The sequence below is a fragment of the Rhizobium lentis genome, assembly GCF_014200175.1.
In the GTDB taxonomy this organism is placed as follows: Bacteria; Pseudomonadota; Alphaproteobacteria; order Rhizobiales; family Rhizobiaceae; genus Rhizobium; species Rhizobium mulingense.
Genome location: NZ_JACHBD010000010.1, coordinates 87,544 through 104,973 on the forward strand (window position 1 = coordinate 87,544; position 17,430 = coordinate 104,973).

A 17,430-nucleotide genomic window follows, 5' to 3' on the forward strand; every position below is an offset into this window, starting at 1 on the left:
GACGTGTTACCAGCCCTCGCCAACTTCCAAGCAACTCATGCACACCGCCGGGGCGGACGATTCGTTTCCGGGCAGGATTGCATTCTTATTAAATGAAGGAATTTGGCCATGGCTCGCATCATTGAAACGGCAACCGGCGCGGACGCGCTTACCTTCGACGACGTGCTGCTGCAGCCCGGCCATTCCGAGGTTATGCCCGGCCAGACGAACATCGCGACCCGCATCGCCCGCGACTTCGATCTCAACATCCCGATCCTCTCTTCGGCCATGGATACCGTCACCGAAAGCCGGCTGGCGATCGCCATGGCCCAGGCCGGCGGCCTCGGCGTCATTCACCGCAACCTGACGCCGGTCGAGCAGGCCGAAGAGGTCCGCCAGGTGAAGAAGTTCGAAAGCGGCATGGTCGTCAATCCCGTCACCATCGGTCCGGACGCGAAGCTTGCCGAAGCGCTCGGCCTGATGAAGTCGCACGGCATCTCCGGCATCCCGGTCGTCGAGAAGTCCGGCCGTCTGGTCGGCATCCTGACCAACCGTGATGTTCGCTTCGCCTCCGATCCGGAGCAGAAGATCCACGAGCTGATGACCAAGGACAATCTGGTCACCGTCAAGGAGAACGTCGATCAGCAGGAAGCCAAGCGCCTGCTTCACTCGCATCGCATCGAAAAGCTGCTGGTCGTCGATACCGAAGGCCGCTGCGTCGGCCTCATCACCGTCAAGGATATCGAGAAGTCGCAGCTGAACCCGAACGCCTCCAAGGATGCCCAAGGCAGGCTTCGCGCCGCCGCCGCCATCAGCGTCGGCGATGACGGTTTCGAGCGGGCCGAGCGGCTGATCGAGGCCGGCGTCGACCTCTTGGTCGTCGATACCGCCCATGGCCATTCGCAGCGCGTGCTGGATGCCGTCACCCGGGTCAAGAAGCTCTCCAATTCGGTGCGCATCATGGCCGGCAACGTCGCCACCTATGACGGCACCAGAGCGCTGATCGATGCGGGCGCCGATGCCGTCAAGGTCGGTATCGGCCCGGGCTCGATCTGCACCACGCGTATCGTCGCCGGCGTCGGCGTTCCGCAGCTCGCCGCCATCATGTCGGCCGTTCAGGCCGCCCAGGATCAGGATGTGCCCGTCATCGCCGATGGCGGCATCAAATTTTCCGGCGACCTGGCCAAGGCGATCGCCGCCGGCGCTTCCGCCGTCATGATCGGCTCGCTGCTCGCCGGCACCGATGAGAGCCCGGGCGAGGTCTATCTCTACCAGGGCCGCTCCTTCAAGGCCTATCGCGGCATGGGCTCCGTCGGCGCCATGGCCCGCGGCTCGGCCGACCGTTATTTCCAGGCGGAAGTGCGCGACACGCTGAAGCTCGTGCCTGAGGGCATCGAGGGCCAGGTTCCCTATAAGGGACCGGTCTCGGCCGTCGTCCACCAGCTCGCCGGCGGTTTGAAGGCGGCCATGGGCTATGTCGGCGGCAAGGATCTGAAGGACTTCCAGGAGCGGGCCACCTTCGTGCGCATCTCCGGCGCCGGTCTTCGCGAAAGCCATGCGCATGACGTGACGATCACCCGGGAAAGCCCGAACTATCCGGGCGCCGGTCTCTGATCATGAAGGCGGGCAGCGGGATTCCGCTCTGGATCATCGCGCTGCTCGCCGCTCTCTGCCTGGCCGTGCTCGCCTGGACAACCCTCGGCTTCGTCGTTCCGTTCAAGCATGAAACCGACCAGGCGGTGCTCGACACCTATTTCGCCGGTTACGACGAGTCCGCCGTCTTTCATATGCAGACGCTGCTCGATGACAACGAGACGGCGGCAAGGCTGCTCAGCGCCATGTATTTCGGGCCGGAGCTGATCTTTCCGGCATTGCTGACGGCGCTTTTGTTCCTCTCATTCCTCAAGCTCGGTCCTGTCGGCGCCTGGTTCGGACGATCGATGCATCCGCTCGTCGGCCGCACCGTCTACCTGCTGCCGTTCCTCTACGGCATCGCCGACTACGGCGAGAATATCTCAAGTCTGATCGCCTTCGGCGATGGAGGGTCCGCGAGTCTGGCGGCGCATCTGCTGCCGTGGATGACACGGCTGAAATTCGCAAGCCTCGCCATTTGCTTCATCCTCCTCGCCCGGCTTGCCATCGTCCGCTGGCTGTCGCCACGCCGAGATTGAGACGCGTTCTCAGCCGCTGGTATCCTGCTCCCCTTTCGTCTACTCCTGGCAACGAGTGCGGAACGGAAAGGACTTGAGGGAGCAATATGACCGGCTATCAAATCTTCTGGCCACTGCTTGCCCATGTGGCCCTGGTCTATGGTCTTTATGCGCTTCTTGGACAGCGGCGCGCGAAAATGGTCCGCGCCGGCAGGATCGCGAAATCGGATTATCGCGAAAATCGTGACGAGCCGGCCGAAAGCCTCGCTGTCAAGAACTGCCTCGCCAACCAGTTCGAACTGCCTGTGCTGTTCTATGCCTGCTGTATTCTTCTCTATGTCACCGAGGCCGACAATCTAGCGGCCGTCGGCCTCGCCTGGCTCTTCGTCGCCCTGCGCTACGCTCATGCCGCCGTGCATGTCAGCAGCAATGATTTGCGCTACCGCAGCCCGCTCTTCGCCGCCGGTTACCTCACGCTCGCCGCCATGTGGGTCTGGCTCGCCACGTGGATGGTAATGGGATAACGCGTCGCCCAGCAGCATGGGGTTAAGGCGAGGCTGTCTGTGAAGCTCTAAAACTTCTGGACGGCCATTCCCTCGCAACGAAGGGTAGCGCCAGCAGCCTATTCCCGTCGAAGAGAATTTCGCAACTATTTCAAGGATTCTCTCGCCCGACGCAACCGGTGGGAACAGGTGAACTCCCGATTTTGATACGGGTTTGCAGGTCGTTAAAATGCGAGCCTTTCCGTTTACGCCTCATGAAGACCTGCATGTCATATCCGCTCGACGCGCTGGTGGCAGAGAGCCTCGGCTGCGAACAATAAAAACGGGAACGACATGGGCGCGGAAAGCATGGATCGCATCGGCTTGCGAAGGAAGCCGAAGCAGGAGCGCAGCATTCAGAGGCTGGATCTTATTCTCGCCGCCGCTGCCAAGATCATCGCCGAGAAGGGCGTCAGCGCCATGCGGATGACCGAGCTCGCGATCGCTGCCAAAGTGCCGATCGGCTCGGTTTACCAATATTTCCCGGAGAAAGCGGCGATCGTCAAAGCCCTGTTCGATCAGCACGCTTCGGCGGTCCAGACGAAGACGGCGGCGATGTTCTCCGACGTGCAGTCGCTCGACCAGGCGCTCGATCTCGTCTGCGATATCATCGATTGGTATTACGATTCCTACCATGACGATCCCGTCTATCTCGGCGTCTGGATGGGGACGGAGACCGATCAGGATCTGCTGCGGCTGAATATAGAGCATAGCGGCCGTGTCGCCGGCATTTTTCATGACGCCGTGCGCAGGCTGGCTCCCGATCTTTGCGACGAGGAAATGTTCGCCCGCACTTACCTTTTCAGCCATCTGATCGGCGCCGTCATCCGGCTTGCCGCCATCAGCGAAGAGACTATAGCGCGGCGCATGCTCGGTGAGTGGAAACGCGTCATCCGCGCCTCCCTTTTTACCGAGGCCGCGCCGCGCGCCGTCTGAGAGCCTCTACCAGCCAGGCACCATATTGGCGGACTTCAGCCGCGGATAAAGGCGCGCCTGCGCGGATTTGACGTCCGCATCCAAACCGTCGTCAATGACAGCAGGCGTGATGTTGTCGAGGCAGGCCGTGATATGCGCGGTGATCGCGTTCATCAGCGAGATCGAAACGCCCGGCCGCTTCATGATGCCGATTTGCACCGGCGGCAGCGCCGGAAAGCCGTCTGCCTGGCTCAGCACCTTCATGCCCGTCCGCAGCGCCGATTCCGGCATCACCGAGACGGCCATGCCGGCAAGCACGGCCGCGGCGACGACGGTGCAGGACCAGCTGGTGAACAGGATCTGGTGCTCGCGTCCCACGGCATCGAGCGCCGAGCAGGCGAGCTGGCGCCACTGGCAGTCGCGGCGGCCGACGGCAAGCGGCACTGGCGCGTCGTCGCGGATCGGATGGTTGGCCGAGCCGACCCAGCAGAGCGGTTCGGTTCGCACCACGTCGGACATGCGCTCGCGCGGATTGTGGGTGACGAGCGCGATATCGAGCTCGCCTTTGTGCATGCGCTCGGCAAGATCCACCGAAGGCTCGCAGACAATATAGAGCTCAACATTCGGGTGCGTCTTGGCGAAGCGGCCGATGATCTCAGGCATATAGCGGTCGGCGTAGTCGTCGGGCGTACCGATGCGCAGCGTTCCCTCCAGCCTGTTGTCGTCGAAGGCGGCGATCGCCTCATTGTTGAGGCGGATGATGCGCCGGGCGTAATTGAGCAGCTTCTCGCCCTCGACCGTCAGCCGGTTGCCGCGGCCGTCCTTGATGAAGAGCTGCTTGCCGATGCGCTCCTCGAGGCGGCGCATCTGCATGGAGACGGCCGATTGAGTCTTGTAGACCTTGTCGGCCGCCTTGGTGAAGCTGCCGGAATCGACGATGGCGATGAAAGTCTGCAATTGGTCGAGATCAAGAGGCGCGGACATGGTATCACCCATAAAGATAGCTGATGATAATCATTAGAAACATTCGTTGGACTGATCAATAGGTCTTTGGCATCTTCGGGGTGCAAATCAAGCAAAGTGAAGGGCAGACACCCTGCCTGCCCAAGCAGAATTCAGCCTTATCCCCTCTCGCACGACCTCGCGGAGGGGGTGGGTTGTTGCGTGCCCGAGAAAGGAGAGTTCGATGCACACGACAGACCGAACACTAGAACTCGACTGCAGCAAGCTGACCCCGACGCTTTTCCAGCGTCTGGTGGCAGGCCTCGCTCCGCTGGTCTCCATCTTTCGCGGGTTTCGCAATCGAATGGAGGTCAACGGGCTGCGTGATCTGAACGACAGTCAGCTGAGGGATATCGGCCTCACCAGGGCCGACCTGACTTCTGCCTTCCTGGCCTCGACCTTTTTCGAGGATCCGTCGGAACATCTGACGCGCTCGGCGCGCAATCGCTGGCGCCTGCAGCTTTTCCGCCCTCACGAGGAGTAGGAGTGTCGAGTTTCCCCGCAGGGTGATAGCCAATAGCCCTGCCGCTTGACCCGGTGATCGGCTTTTCCCAAGCCATCGCCGGGTTTTTTTATGCCTTGGTTTCGGGGGGCTTCGGCCGGTAGGTTTCGAAAATCGCTTCCAGGTTTCTCTGGTAGCTCTTCTGCACCTCAAGCCCGCTGTCGAACATGGCGTTCAGCATGTCGCTATAGCTCTCGGCATTGTTCGCCTCTTCCTTCGGCGCCTCCGCCGTCTTGGCCGCCGGTTGTTTGCCCGGTTGTTTGGCCGGCGGTTGTTTGGCTGGCTGCTGCTGGCCGAGCCCGGTCATCATTTCCTGAAAGGCCTTGGCGAAGGGATTGTCGAGGAAGGGGTTCGGCTGAGGCGCCGGTTCTTGTTTCGGCATCGAGAACATCAGCTGCATCGCCTGCGTGAAGGGATTGTCGAAGATGCTGGGTTCCGGGGCCGCCTTCGGCTTCGGCGCAAAGCCGGTGCTCTCGAGCCATTTCTGAATGGTCTCGCCCATTGCCGTGTTGACGAACGGGTTAACCGGCGAGGCCATTTGGCCGGTTGTCTGCTTGAAGAGCCCGCCCATCAGCGTATCGGCCAAAACGGGCAGCATCTGCTTGTAGATATCCTGGCCGATCCCGGTCAGCTGCGCCGCCTGGGCGGCGACCGCCCGCGAAACCTCTTTGGAGCCGAAGAGCTGGGCGAGGATATTGTTGCCGTCCGAAATGCCCTCCGGCGTGAAGGCCCGGCTCATATCCTCGAAATAGCGCGCGTAATTGCCGGAGGCGACGGCCTGCATCAGCCCGACGAAATCGTAAGGGTTGCTGGTGCTGCGCTTGAGGCCGGCGGAGAAGGCCGGCATCAGCGCCGCCATCGCCTTGGTCGCCTGTTCCTGCGCCAGGTTGAACTGCCGCGCGATCGCTTCCATCGCCGCACCGTTCTGCGCCTGCATCATCATGTCGAAGAGTGGCAGCATGGAGGTCCCTTTCCCCGAGTCGTGACGCGTGTGTAACGCCACTATATCTGGAAAAGGTAATGTGCAAACGGCTTTTTGCCATAAGAACTTAAAGCCGTTCCGGCAAACGCGCGCGGCGCCCTTCCGAACCCGGCAAAATCCCGGGCAGGCTCAGTACTGATAGTCCTCGAAGACCGGTTCGACGGAGCCGTTCCAGCGGCCGTGATAGAGCGACAGCAGATCCTCGGCGAGCGTCGCCTTCTTGGCGAGCACCTCGTCGAGCGGCGCCAGGAAGATGCTTTCGTCCTGGCCTTCGCGGTTGAGCTTTCCGCGCGTCTTGAGGCCGGTCCTCGATATGGCGACCACCTCGCGGGCCACGTCAATCAATGCATGCCCGCGAAACTCAGCCTTCAGCCCTTCGGCGGGGACGGCGTCGCGCAGGGCAGCGACTTCGGCAAAGCTCCAATTCCTGGTGAGCTCGTCGGCAGCCTGGAGGGCCGCATCATCATAGAGCAAGCCGACCCAGAAGGCCGGCAATGCACAGATGCGCCGCCACGGGCCGCCGTCGGCGCCGCGCATTTCGAGGAAACGCTTCAGCCGCACGTCGGGGAAGAGCGTCGAAAGATGGTTTGTCCAGTCGCCCATCGTCGGCGCCGGATCGGCGACCTCGCCCTTCAGCGCGCCGTTCATGAACTGGCGGAAGGTGACATGGGTGCAATCGTGATAACGGCCGTCGCGGACGATGAAATACATCGGCACGTCGAGCGCCCATTCGGCGTAGTCGCGGAAACCGAAATCGTCGCGGAAGGTGAAATCGAGCAGGCCCGAGCGCCGGTTGTCGACGTCGCGCCAGATATCACCGCGCCAGGAGAGCAGTCCGTTCGGCTTGCCCTCGGTGAAGGGCGAGGATGCAAAGAGCGCGGTCGCCAAGGATTGCAGCTTCATCGAAACGCGCATCTTCTGGCGCATGTCGGCTTCCGAGGAGAAGTCGAGATTCACCTGGATCGTGCAGGTGCGGTACATCATGTCGAGACCCTTGCTGCCGACTTTCGGCATGTAGCGGGTCATGATCTCGTAGCGCGATTTCGGCATTTGCGGCGTTTGCGCATAGGTCCATTTCGGGCTGCCGCCGATGCCGAGGAAGCGGATGCCCATCGGTTCGGCGATTTCGCGCAGCGTCGCCAGGTGCTGGTTCGATTCCCTGCAGGTTTCGTGAAGCGTCTCCAGCGGCGCGCCGGAGAGTTCGAACTGACCGCCGGGCTCGATCGAGATGGCGCCCATGCCGCTGTGTTCGGCCAGGCCGATAATGTTGCCGCCGTCCATGATCGGCTCCCAGCCGCTCTTTTCCTGCAGGCCGGTGAGCAGGGCCGAAATGCTGGCATCGCCGAAATAGGGAACCGGGCTGTTGTCTGCGCGGAAGAAGGCGAATTTCTCGTGTTCGGTGCCGATCCGGAAGCGCTCCCGCGGCTTGTTGCCCGCGGCGATGTAATCGGTCAGATCCTGGACCGATGAGAGCGGTGTCTGGTCGGTGGTGTCGCGGGCCATGCGGGGTACCTGTATTCGAAAAGGCGCCCAGGGGGCCGGGCAGTTGGAAGGCTGATTAGGACCCAAGCCACGTCTGTTGCAAGTGAAATTCTTTCAACGACGCATCAAAAAAATAGCAGCGATTTCCGTGTCCACCCGTTTCCGGGGTCAGTTCCAGTCGCCGATCGCCGCCTGGACCACGGCGAGCGCCGCAACCGCCGCCGTATCGGCCCGCAGGATGCGCGGTCCGAGCGGAATGGCGGTGACGAAATCGAGACTTCGAAGCCGCGCGCGTTCCTCTTCCGAAAAGCCGCCTTCCGGTCCGACAAGCAGCGCGAGATGCTTTTCCCGGATCGCCGACAGCACCGGCAGCGGGTTCTGCCCGGCCTCGCCCTCGTCGCAATAGATGATGCGGCGCTCCTTCGGCCAGCGGTCGAGCAGGTCGGAGAGCTTCACGGGTTCGGCCACCTCGGGAATGCCGAGAACGCCGCATTGCTCGGCCGCCTGGACGACATTGGCGCGCAGTTTGTCGAGATTGGTGATCTTGCCCTGGACGTGCTGGGTCATGACCGGCTGTAGCAGGCCGGCGCCCATCTCCACCGCCTTCTGCACAAGATAATCCATGCGGCCGACCTTGAGCGGCGCAAAGAGATAATGCAGATCGCAGGGGGAGGGCTGTAGCCGCGTCTCTTCGATTGCCGTCAGCAGGATGCGTTTGCGCGTGGGGAAGGTGAGGCTGGCTTTCCACTCGCCGTCACGGCCGTTGAAGAGCAGAATCTCTGCATCAGTCTCCATCCTCAGCACATTGGCGAGATAGTTGAACTGCTCTGCGCTCGCCTCCACGACGGCGCCGGCAGAAAGCGGCGCGTCGACGAAAAGCCGTTGCATGCGAAAATTGGCGCGCATTCGAAATATACTCGTGGGTTCAGACGAAGAGCGCGAACATAGCCCAATAAATCACGGCCGCAAGCGCTGCCGAGACTGGCACTGTAACGATCCAGGCGGCGACGATCGTCATGAAATGCGAGCGGCGCACGAGATAACGCCGGCGCTGCTCATGGATGTTCGGCTCCTCCGGCTCGTCGATATCGAAGCTCTCGGCCTTGCGCCTGATATAGGTGATGCGGCGCTTTGAATGGCGCGTATACCATTCGCGGAAGAAGCCGACGCCGAAGACGGCGCCGACGGCGATATGCGTGGTGCTGACCGGCAGGCCGAGCCAGGAGGCGACGATGACGGTGAACGCGGTCGACAATGCGACGCAATAAGCCCGCATCGGATTGAGCTTGGTGATCTCCTCGCCGACCAAGCGAATGAGGCGTGGCCCGAACAGCAGCAGGCCGACGGAGATGCCGAAGGCCCCGATCAGCATCACCCAGAGCGGCGGATGCCCGACGCCGTCGACGCCGCCGATGCCGACCGAATGGACGATTGCCGAAAGCGGCCCGACGGCGTTCGAAACGTCGTTTGCGCCATGCGCGAAGGAAAGCAGCGCCGCCGAGCCGATCAATGGCAGCCGGAACAGCACCCGCAGCGAGCTGTTGCGGTTTTCGAGATCCCGCGCCTGGGCGAGAACGAGCGGCCGGGCGGCAAGCCAGCTGACCAGTCCGATGCCGATGCCGATCAGGAAGACGGTGAAAGGCGGAAACCGGCCGGGCGGCGACAGCTGCAGCACCATATAGGCCATGAAGCCGCCGGCCATCACCGCGACCAGCACCGGCACCCAGCGTCGTGCCGCGGCGATCTTGTCGTCACGATAGATGATAAGGGTTTTGACGAGATAAAGCATGCCGGCGGCAATCAATCCGCCAATCAGCGGTGAGGTGACCCAGCTCGAGGTAATTTCCAGCATCACCCGCCAGTTAACCGGTTCCACTCCGACCGCCGAGATGCCCGCTCCGATGACCGCCCCGACAATTGCATGGGTCGTGGAAACCGGCGCATTCATCCAGGTTGCGAGGTTGATCCAGAGGGCCGCCGCCATTAGCGCTGCCATCATGATCCAGCCGAGCATCGCCTGCGGCACCTGGACCGTATCGACGATATTCGAGGAAATCGTCTTGACGACCTCGCCGCCGGCGATCGTAGCGCCGAGAACCTCGAAGATTGCGGCGATGGCGAGTGCCTGGGCCATTGTCATGGCGCGCGCGCCGACGGCTGCGCCCACATTGTTGGTCACGTCATTGGCGCCGATATTCATTGCCATGTAGCTGGCAAGGGCTGCCGCCGCAACGACGAGCGTGGCTCCCGGCCGATCGAACACATAGACCCCGGCAAAGAGCATGGTCAGGCCGAGGAAAATCAGCCCCAACCCGGGCGCCACCAGCCGTCGGACCACATGCTTGGCCACATCCTCGACATGAGTGATCTTGTCGAGGTCCTTGTCGAGCGTGCGTTTCGTGAGGACGGCGGGGCGTGGCGGCATTCTTTTTCCCAAGGATGAATCTGCTTCTACGCTGCCTTTCTAGCAGTGCAAGATGGCAGGATTCATTCCGCCGGAATTTGCTTTGCCGCATTGGCCGAAAGCCTGTCGGTCAGCTTTCGCTTGAAGGCGAGGAATAGGTGGCGCAGCTCCGGTTCGCGCACGCGTCCGGCTGCTTCGTCGAATGAAACCCATTCGATGGTGCGTTCACCCTTTTCCTTGAAATTTTTCGCCATGTCGGTGACTTCAAGCGGATAGACCTGCACCTTGCATGATACTCGCACCCCATCCCGGAGCATCTTGGGATAGGTGTAGGCGCCGAGCGTTTCCGTCTCGACCGGACCCTTGACGCCAGCTTCTTCCAAGGCCTCCTGTGCGGCGACTTCGTGCGCACATTTACCGTTTATCGGCCAGCCCTTGGGAATGACCCAGCGGCCGGTATCGCGGCTCGTCATCAGGAGCACCTCGAGCTTATCACCGTTCCTCACCCGATAGCAGAGCGCACCATATTGTTGTCGCGGCGGGCGCCGGAACATCAGTTGCACATCGGATGCCAGTCGGGCGAGAAGGGTCAATTGTCGAGTCACCTTTATCGTTGATGTTAGGAATCGCTGATATACCTTGTATCACGGAAAGCTTGCGCAAGCCAAAATTCGCGGCGCGATCCGAATGCGTTTTATTTCTCCCTGTTTCATAGGGAAGCCGAGCTGGGGCAGGCTCGAAAAAACCGTCACGTCCTGTCTCGAATGCGTCGCTTTGCACAGGTGTACAATATGATCCCGCTGTGCCCCCAAATCAATGGCCGGGCCGTTTGTTCCACCGGGATTTCAGGATTGGAATAACCATGCCTCGCTTGACGCCGGTGACATGGCCGACATCGTCCCAATGTGCATCCGCCCGTCTCGATCCTTCGCGTTGAAGTGAGGTGCTATGATCGTTCCCAATAGGGAACCGGCCCATACAGTTCGGTGAGATAATCGATGAACAGCCGAACCTTTGCCGGCAGAAACTGCCGGCTGGGATAGACGGCCGACAGCGCGACATTGTGCGAACCTTCATAGGCGGGCAGCACCTGCACGAGCCGGCCGGCCCTCAGTTCATCGCCGATATCCCAGGTCGAGCGCAGCGCGATCCCGAGGCCGGCAATCACCGCTTCGCGGATCACCTCGCTGGAATTGGTGATCAGCATGCCGTCCGGCCGCAGGCTGAGGGGGCCATCCGGCCCATTCAGTCGCCAGGTGTCGCCATTGTGTGCCGGCAGGCAGCGATGGTTTTTCAAATCGTCGATAGTCCGCGGCTCGCCATGCGCCGAGAGATAATCCGGCGAGGCGCAGAGCAGCCGGCGCACCGACGCCAGCCGCCGGGCGACGAGGCTGGAATCGGTGAGTTCCGCGATACGGATCGCCAGATCGAAGCCGCCGCCGACGATGTCGCTGAATTCGTCGGCCAGCACCAGGTTGATCGCAAGGTCCGGATGGGCGTGCATGAACGCTTTCAGATGCGGCGCGATATGCATGCGGCCAAAGGAGGTCGGCGCCGAAATCTTCAGCGTCCCGTGCATCTGCGCCGAGCGGCCGGAAATGTAAAATTCGGCCTCCTCCAGTCCGGCGAGGATGCCGAGAACGCGGTCGTAGAAGCCCTGGCCGGCCTCCGTCAGTGAAATCTGCCGCGTCGTGCGCTGTAAAAGCCGCGTGCCGAGCCGGTCCTCCAGCCGCTTGATTCGTTTGGAGACGACGGCAGGGGAGAAGCCGAGCATGCGCCCGGCGAGCGACATGCTTCCCGTCGAGACGACCTTGGCAAAGATTTCGAGATCACCCAGATTGGTCATAAGCTCTTGTGACCTTTTCCCCTTTTGGCATAAGTGCTTAGCATTTGCGCCCCTATTGGGAAAGTGCTAAGCCGGGCGGCAGGGAGGATCTGGCACCCGTTCGCCGTCGTCTTCCCGTCGTCATCTTCCGGGAGGCCAGGGAGAAGGCCATGTCCGACGCCATTCCGTTTCTTGCGCCCCGAGCCGATGTCCTGGCCCGGCGCTCTCAGATCGTCGCCGATCTCACCGATCTGCTGCCCCCAGAATGCCTGGTCCACGAGGCGCGCGAACTGGTGCCCTTCGAGACCGACGCCTTCGTTTCCTATCGCCGCCTGCCGCTCGCCGTCGCCCTGCCGCGCACCACGGCCGAGGTTTCGGCCGTCATGCGTTATTGCCACCGCTATGGGGTTCCCGTCGTTCCGCGCGGCGCCGGCACCTCGCTTTCGGGGGGCGCCATTCCGCAGGAGGATGCCGTCGTGCTCGGCCTGTCGAAGATGAACCGCATCCTCGAGATCGATCTGCCGAACCGCGTCGCCGTGGTGCAGGCGGGCGTGACCAATCTCAATATTTCAGACTCCGTCGCAGCCGACGGGTTTTTCTACGCCCCTGATCCGAGCTCGCAGCTTGCCTGCACCATCGGCGGCAATATCGGCATGAATTCCGGCGGCGCCCACTGTCTGAAATACGGGGTCACCACCAACAATCTGCTCGGCGTCAGGATGGTGCTGGTCGACGGCACGGTGATCGAGCTCGGCGGCAAGGCGCTGGATGCGGCAGGTTACGACCTGCTCGGCCTCGTCTGCGGCCATGAAGGTCAGCTCGGCATCGTCACCGAGGCGACGGTGCGACTGATCGCCAAGCCGGAAGGCGCCCGCCCGGTGCTCTTCGGCTTCGAGAGCTCGGAAGCGGCCGGCGCATGCGTCGCCGATGTCATTGCCGCCGGCATCATTCCCGTTGCGATCGAATTCATGGATAGGCCGGCGATTGAGATCTGCGAGGCCTTCGCCCATGCCGGCTATCCCCTGGATGTCGGCGCGCTGCTGATCGTTGAGGTCGAGGGATCGGAGGCGGAGATGGACGCCATGCTGAAAGACGTGGTCGACATCGCTCGCCGCCACGGCGTTAGGACCGTGCGCGAAAGTCAGTCGGCCACTGAAGCGGCGCTGATCTGGAAAGGTCGCAAATCCGCTTTCGGCGCCACCGGCCGCATCGCCGATTATATCTGCATGGACGGCACCGTACCGCTCAGCCAGCTGTCGTACGTCTTGAAGAAGACTGCGGAGATCGTCGAACATTACGGCTTGCGTGTCGCCAACGTCTTCCATGCCGGCGACGGCAACATGCATCCGCTGATCCTCTTCAACGCCAATGATCCGCAGGATGCCGCCCGCGCCGAAGCCGCTGGCAACGATATCCTCAAGCTCTGCGTCGATGCCGGCGGCTGCCTCACCGGCGAGCATGGTGTCGGCATCGAAAAGCGTGACCTGATGCGGCATCAATATTCGGAGGCCGATCTCGCCCAACAGATGGCGGTGCGCGCCGCCTTCGACCCCGGCTGGCTGCTCAACCCGTCGAAGGTCTTTCCGCTCGAAGGACGCCCCGCCGCATGATCGATCTGATGCCGACGAGCGAGGAGCAGGCGGCGGCGATCGTCCGCGCACATCGGGAGATGAACCGGCTACTCGCGATCTGCGGCGGCGATACGAGATCTGGTTTCGGCAATGCCGTCGCAGCCGAAGACCGGCTGCGATCGACCAGGCTTTCCGGCATCCTCGCCTACAATCCCGGCGAGATGGTCATGACAGCCCGTTCGGGTACGCCGCTTGCCGAGGTCGAGGCGGCGCTGTCCGAAAATGGCCAGATGCTCGCCTTCGAGCCGATGGATCATCGCCCCATTATGGCCAGGTCGGGCGAGCCGACCATCGGCGGCGTCTTTGCCGCCAATGTCTCTGGCCCGCGCCGCCTCATTGCGGGCGCTGCCCGCGACAGTTTGCTCGGCGTGCGCTTCGTCAACGGCAGCGGCGAGATCATCAAGGCCGGCGGTCGGGTGATGAAAAATGTCACCGGCCTTGATCTCGTCAAGCTGATCGCCGGTTCGCATGGCACGCTGGGTTTTCTGACGGAAGTCACCTTCCGCGTGCCGCCGCGCCCGAAGACGGAACGGACGGTGGTTCTATCAGGCCTCAACGATGCCGAAGCGGCCAGTGCCATGGCGGCGGCGATGGCGCTGCCGGTCGAAGTCTCGGGTGCGGCCCATCTGCCTTTGACGGTGACGTGGAAATTCCTCGCCGGCAAGCTGCCGGAGGGCGAAGCGACGGTTCTGCGCATTGAAGGTTTAGCCGGATCGGTCGATGCGCGCATCGAAAAGCTCGTAGCGGCGATGTCGGCTCTTGCAACAGTGACGCGGCTGGATGAGGGGGAAAGCCGTAGGCTCTGGCGCGAAATCCGCGACGTGTTGCCCTATGCCGATGGAACCGCGCGGCCCGTCTGGCGCGTCTCGGTCGCTCCCGGCACCGGACATCAGCTGGTCGCAGCGCTGCGTCTTGAGGCCGGTGTCGACGCATTTTACGACTGGCAAGGCGGCCTCGTCTGGATGCGCATGGAGGCGGACCCGGAGGCCGAACTGGTCCGCCGCTTCATCAAGTTGCTGGGCGGCGGCCATGCCACACTGATCCGCGCCTCCGCTGCGGCGAGGGCGGCAACCGCCGCCTTTCATCCGGAGTCCGAGGCGGTGGCAATGCTGTCGCGGCGGGTGAAGGAGAAGTTCGATCCGGCGGGGATTTTCAATCCGGGGAAGATGGGTGAGAGGTAATATGGCTTTGCGCGCGGATCACCCCCCTCTCTCCTGCAGGACCCGGGGTGGAGACCTGTGGCTCGACCCCGGGTCCGGCAGGACAGAAGGGGGTGCTCCAGGCACAGCGGCCCCGAAGCGGAGGCCCAGCTAGATGCAAACCAACTTCACCCCCACCCAGCTTCTCGACCCCGATGTCGCCGAATCGGAAAAAATCCTGCGCAAATGCGTCCATTGCGGCTTCTGTACCGCCACCTGTCCCACCTATGTGACCCTCGGCAACGAGCTCGACAGTCCGCGCGGCCGTATCTATCTGATCAAGGACATGCTGGAAAACGGCCGGCCCGCCGATGCCGAGGTCGTGACCCATATCGACCGCTGTCTCTCCTGCCTTGCCTGCGTCACCACCTGTCCCTCGGGTGTCGACTATATGCATCTGGTCGATCACGCCCGCGCTCATATCGAAAAGACCTACAAGCGCCCGTTGATGAACCGGCTGACGCGTGGCCTCTTGGCGGCCGTGCTGCCCTATCCTGGCCGTTTCCGCCTGGCCCTCCATCTCGCCCGCCTTGGCCGCCCCTTCGCCGGCCTGATGCGCGGTACACTCAAACCCATTGCCGCAATGCTGGCGCTGGCGCCGCGGCGCCTGCCCGCCGCGTCGGACTTTGCAAGGCCCGGCAGCTACCCGCCCGAGGCGGAGCGGCGCGGCCGGGTGGCGATCCTGACCGGTTGCGCCCAGCCGGTGCTTGATCCCGGCATCAACGCGGCGGCGATCCGGCTCCTGACGCGGCTCGGTATCGAGGTCGTGGCGCCGGAAGGCGAGGTTTGCTGCGGCTCGCTGGTTCACCACATGGGCCGCGCCGAACAGGCGCTTCAAAGCGCCCGGGCCAATGTCGATGTCTGGACGCGGGAAATCGAGACGCAGGGGCTCGATGCGATCATCATCACCGCATCGGGCTGCGGCACGACGATCAAGGATTACGGCCATATGCTGCGTCTCGACACCGCCTATGCGGCAAAGGCGGCCAGGGTCTCGGCGCTGGCCAAGGACATTACCGAATATCTGGCGACCCTCGAACTACCAGCCCATATGCCGAGGGGCATTACGGTCGCCTATCATTCCGCCTGTTCGATGCAGCACGGCCAGCGGATCACCCTTACGCCGAAATCATTGCTGAAAGCGGCAGGCTTTACGGTGCGCGATCCGGCCGAAGGTCATCTCTGCTGCGGCTCGGCCGGCACTTACAACATCATGCAGCCGGAGATCTCGGCGACGCTGAAGGCACGCAAGGTCAGGAATATCGAAGCGACCAAGGCCGATATCATCGCCACCGGCAATATCGGCTGCATCACCCAGATCGCCACCGGCACCGCGATCCCGATCCTGCATACGGTCGAGCTTCTCGATTGGGCCTATGGCGGCGCTATGCCGGAAAAATTAACAGGTTTGCCATTAGGCTGAAGAGAATGCAGCCGGCCCATTCGGGCCGCTCTCGGGAGGTCGGGCGATGTGGCGGGGAATGATTATACTTGCGGGACTGCTCGCGGCGGCGGGCGCGGCCCATGCCGACAGCCGCTTATTCTGTTCCGCCGATGATGCGCAAGCGCGTTTTACGCTCGAAAGCGGTTTCGCAAGCGATGCCGGCCACAGGCTCAACCATTTCCGCGGCGCGCTTATTGTCAAGGATCCCGCGCAAGCGCCGGTCTTCGCAAAACGCGTGTTCGAATCGCAGCATCTGAGCAACCACTGGGCGCGCGATGGCGAGCTGCTCCTGGAAGTCTTCGACGGTGGCGGTGACGATACCGAAGGGGCAACGCTCGATCTGGTGGTGGTCGCCGGCCAGCGCGGCAAGCCGGCAGCGAATTTCAGCGGCACCTATTCCCTGACGATCGAGGGCGGCAGCAAACCTTATGCCGCCGAGGGCAAGGTCAGCTGTGGCACGAAATAGAGCAATTTCAGGAAAAGTGTGAGCGGTTTTCCGTCCAAAATTGCGCCCAAACAAAAAGTTAGAGCGGTCCTGCTTTCATGAAAAGCAGGACCGCTCTAACGCCGCAGCCGAAATTCAGTTCATTACCAGTGGAACGAGACGCCGACATTGACGGCATTGGTGAAGATGTTGGTCTTCAGGTCCACGCCGCTGTCGATCGGAACGTCGACGCGCGAATAGGTGCCCTTGTATTCGACGAAGGTCGACCAGCGGTCGGTCACCTTGAAATCGACGCCGGCCTGCGCCTGTAGCGTCACGCCGCCGAATTCATAGGCCCAAGTTTTACCCTCGGGGCGAATCACTTCGACATGCGGAATGTTCACGCCGATACCGGCGCCGACATAGGGCGTCCAGCGACGGCTCGGATCCTGGAAGCGATAAAGCCCGTTTACCGTCAGCAGGTTCAGGCCGTCGGTGAATTCGAAATGCGACCAGCCGGCCTTGGCGAGCGTGTCGTCGTCGGCATAGACCTTGTCATGGGTATAATCGAGCGAGATACCCCAGTTCGGCTTGTTGAAATTCTCAAGCCACCAGGTGACGCGGCCGCCGTAATAGGGCGGCGCGCCGAAGGATTTGCCCTCCCAGCCGGCGGTGAAATGCGTGCCGTCGGAAAGATCAACGCCGCTGTGCGGCGCGGTCTGATAACCGCCGTAAATGGAGAATTCCAGATCTTCCGCCGAGGCGGAAGCTGCCGAACAGAATGTGAAAAACGCGATGCCCGCAAGCAGGGAGGCGGAAGAACGCAGCGCATATGTCATTGAATAGCCCCGATATTGCAAATATGTCGACTCCTAGGCACGTCTGCCAGCTTTCCGCCGCAAAGTCCAAGAGAAATAAAAGGCGCCTCTAAAAAGCGCCTTCGTTTTTT

Annotated in this window: 17 protein-coding genes; 9 read left to right on the forward strand and 8 right to left on the reverse strand. The window is 62.2% G+C overall.

From position 1 onward, the window contains the following. Window positions 1–108: 108 nt before the first annotated feature. The 4 genes from guaB to GGI60_RS22350 all read left to right on the forward strand — a co-directional run bounded on the left by guaB (window position 109) and on the right by GGI60_RS22350 (window position 3,607). Window positions 109–1,593 (forward strand): IMP dehydrogenase, encoded by a 1,485-nt coding sequence (gene guaB / locus GGI60_RS22335; protein WP_096768730.1) that lies wholly within the window; start codon window positions 109–111, stop codon window positions 1,591–1,593. Window positions 1,594–1,595: 2 nt separating this feature from the next. Next, window positions 1,596–2,150 (forward strand): hypothetical protein, encoded by a 555-nt coding sequence (locus tag GGI60_RS22340; RefSeq protein WP_183918621.1) that lies wholly within the window; start codon window positions 1,596–1,598, stop codon window positions 2,148–2,150. 86 nt (window positions 2,151–2,236) lie between these two features. After that, complete coding sequence (locus GGI60_RS22345; RefSeq protein WP_183918622.1) at window positions 2,237–2,653, forward strand: MAPEG family protein; 417 nt, start codon at window positions 2,237–2,239, stop codon at window positions 2,651–2,653. 312 nt (window positions 2,654–2,965) lie between these two features. Then, the gene (locus tag GGI60_RS22350) at window positions 2,966–3,607 is read left to right on the forward strand and encodes a TetR family transcriptional regulator (RefSeq protein WP_183918623.1); all 642 of its coding nucleotides are present in this window, start codon (window positions 2,966–2,968) and stop codon (window positions 3,605–3,607) included. Window positions 3,608–3,613: 6 nt separating this feature from the next. Here the strand turns inward: GGI60_RS22350 and GGI60_RS22355 are convergent, their stop codons facing one another. Continuing rightward, entirely contained in the window at window positions 3,614–4,570 is a 957-nt protein-coding gene (locus GGI60_RS22355; RefSeq protein ID WP_210314533.1) for a LysR substrate-binding domain-containing protein, read from the reverse strand. Window positions 4,571–4,772: 202 nt separating this feature from the next. Between GGI60_RS22355 and GGI60_RS22360 the strand changes: the two genes are divergently transcribed. Beyond that, entirely contained in the window at window positions 4,773–5,072 is a 300-nt protein-coding gene (locus GGI60_RS22360; RefSeq protein WP_183918625.1) for a DUF1127 domain-containing protein, read from the forward strand. Window positions 5,073–5,160: 88 nt separating this feature from the next. On the opposite strand, the gene GGI60_RS22365 is transcribed toward GGI60_RS22360, so the two are convergent. From GGI60_RS22365 to GGI60_RS22390, 6 genes are all read right to left on the reverse strand, one after another. Further along, window positions 5,161–6,051, reverse strand: coding sequence for a DUF937 domain-containing protein (locus GGI60_RS22365; protein WP_183918626.1), 891 nt, complete (start codon window positions 6,049–6,051; stop codon window positions 5,161–5,163). Window positions 6,052–6,201: 150 nt separating this feature from the next. Next, the gene (locus GGI60_RS22370; RefSeq protein ID WP_183918627.1) at window positions 6,202–7,575 is read right to left on the reverse strand and encodes a glutamate--cysteine ligase; all 1,374 of its coding nucleotides are present in this window, start codon (window positions 7,573–7,575) and stop codon (window positions 6,202–6,204) included. 147 nt (window positions 7,576–7,722) lie between these two features. Then, window positions 7,723–8,460 carry a 16S rRNA (uracil(1498)-N(3))-methyltransferase gene (locus GGI60_RS22375; protein ID WP_183918628.1) on the reverse strand — a complete coding sequence of 246 codons (738 nt, stop codon included), beginning with the start codon at window positions 8,458–8,460 and terminating at the stop codon, window positions 7,723–7,725. Between the two features lie 19 nt (window positions 8,461–8,479). Further along, on the reverse strand, window positions 8,480–9,979 hold the full coding sequence (locus GGI60_RS22380) for an inorganic phosphate transporter (protein WP_183918629.1): 1,500 nt from the start codon (window positions 9,977–9,979) through the stop codon (window positions 8,480–8,482). 62 nt (window positions 9,980–10,041) lie between these two features. Next, window positions 10,042–10,551, reverse strand: coding sequence for an NUDIX hydrolase (locus tag GGI60_RS22385; protein ID WP_183918630.1), 510 nt, complete (start codon window positions 10,549–10,551; stop codon window positions 10,042–10,044). Window positions 10,552–10,904: 353 nt separating this feature from the next. Continuing rightward, window positions 10,905–11,804 carry a LysR family transcriptional regulator gene (locus GGI60_RS22390; protein WP_183918631.1) on the reverse strand — a complete coding sequence of 300 codons (900 nt, stop codon included), beginning with the start codon at window positions 11,802–11,804 and terminating at the stop codon, window positions 10,905–10,907. A gap of 149 nt (window positions 11,805–11,953) precedes the next feature. Between GGI60_RS22390 and GGI60_RS22395 the strand changes: the two genes are divergently transcribed. From GGI60_RS22395 to GGI60_RS22410, 4 genes are all read left to right on the forward strand, one after another. Next, a complete protein-coding gene (locus GGI60_RS22395; RefSeq protein WP_183918632.1) occupies window positions 11,954–13,393 on the forward strand; it encodes an FAD-linked oxidase C-terminal domain-containing protein in 1,440 nt (479 codons plus the stop codon). Then, on the forward strand, window positions 13,390–14,595 hold the full coding sequence (locus tag GGI60_RS22400; protein ID WP_183918633.1) for an FAD-binding protein: 1,206 nt from the start codon (window positions 13,390–13,392) through the stop codon (window positions 14,593–14,595). The genes GGI60_RS22395 and GGI60_RS22400 overlap by 4 nt, the downstream gene beginning before the upstream one ends. Window positions 14,596–14,728: 133 nt before the next feature. Further along, a complete protein-coding gene (gene glcF / locus GGI60_RS22405) occupies window positions 14,729–16,036 on the forward strand; it encodes a glycolate oxidase subunit GlcF (protein WP_183918634.1) in 1,308 nt (435 codons plus the stop codon). 46 nt (window positions 16,037–16,082) lie between these two features. After that, window positions 16,083–16,523 carry a hypothetical protein gene (locus GGI60_RS22410; RefSeq protein ID WP_183918635.1) on the forward strand — a complete coding sequence of 147 codons (441 nt, stop codon included), beginning with the start codon at window positions 16,083–16,085 and terminating at the stop codon, window positions 16,521–16,523. Window positions 16,524–16,645: 122 nt separating this feature from the next. On the opposite strand, the gene GGI60_RS22415 is transcribed toward GGI60_RS22410, so the two are convergent. Next, window positions 16,646–17,320 carry an outer membrane protein gene (locus GGI60_RS22415; RefSeq protein ID WP_183918636.1) on the reverse strand — a complete coding sequence of 225 codons (675 nt, stop codon included), beginning with the start codon at window positions 17,318–17,320 and terminating at the stop codon, window positions 16,646–16,648. Window positions 17,321–17,430 lie beyond the last annotated feature (110 nt).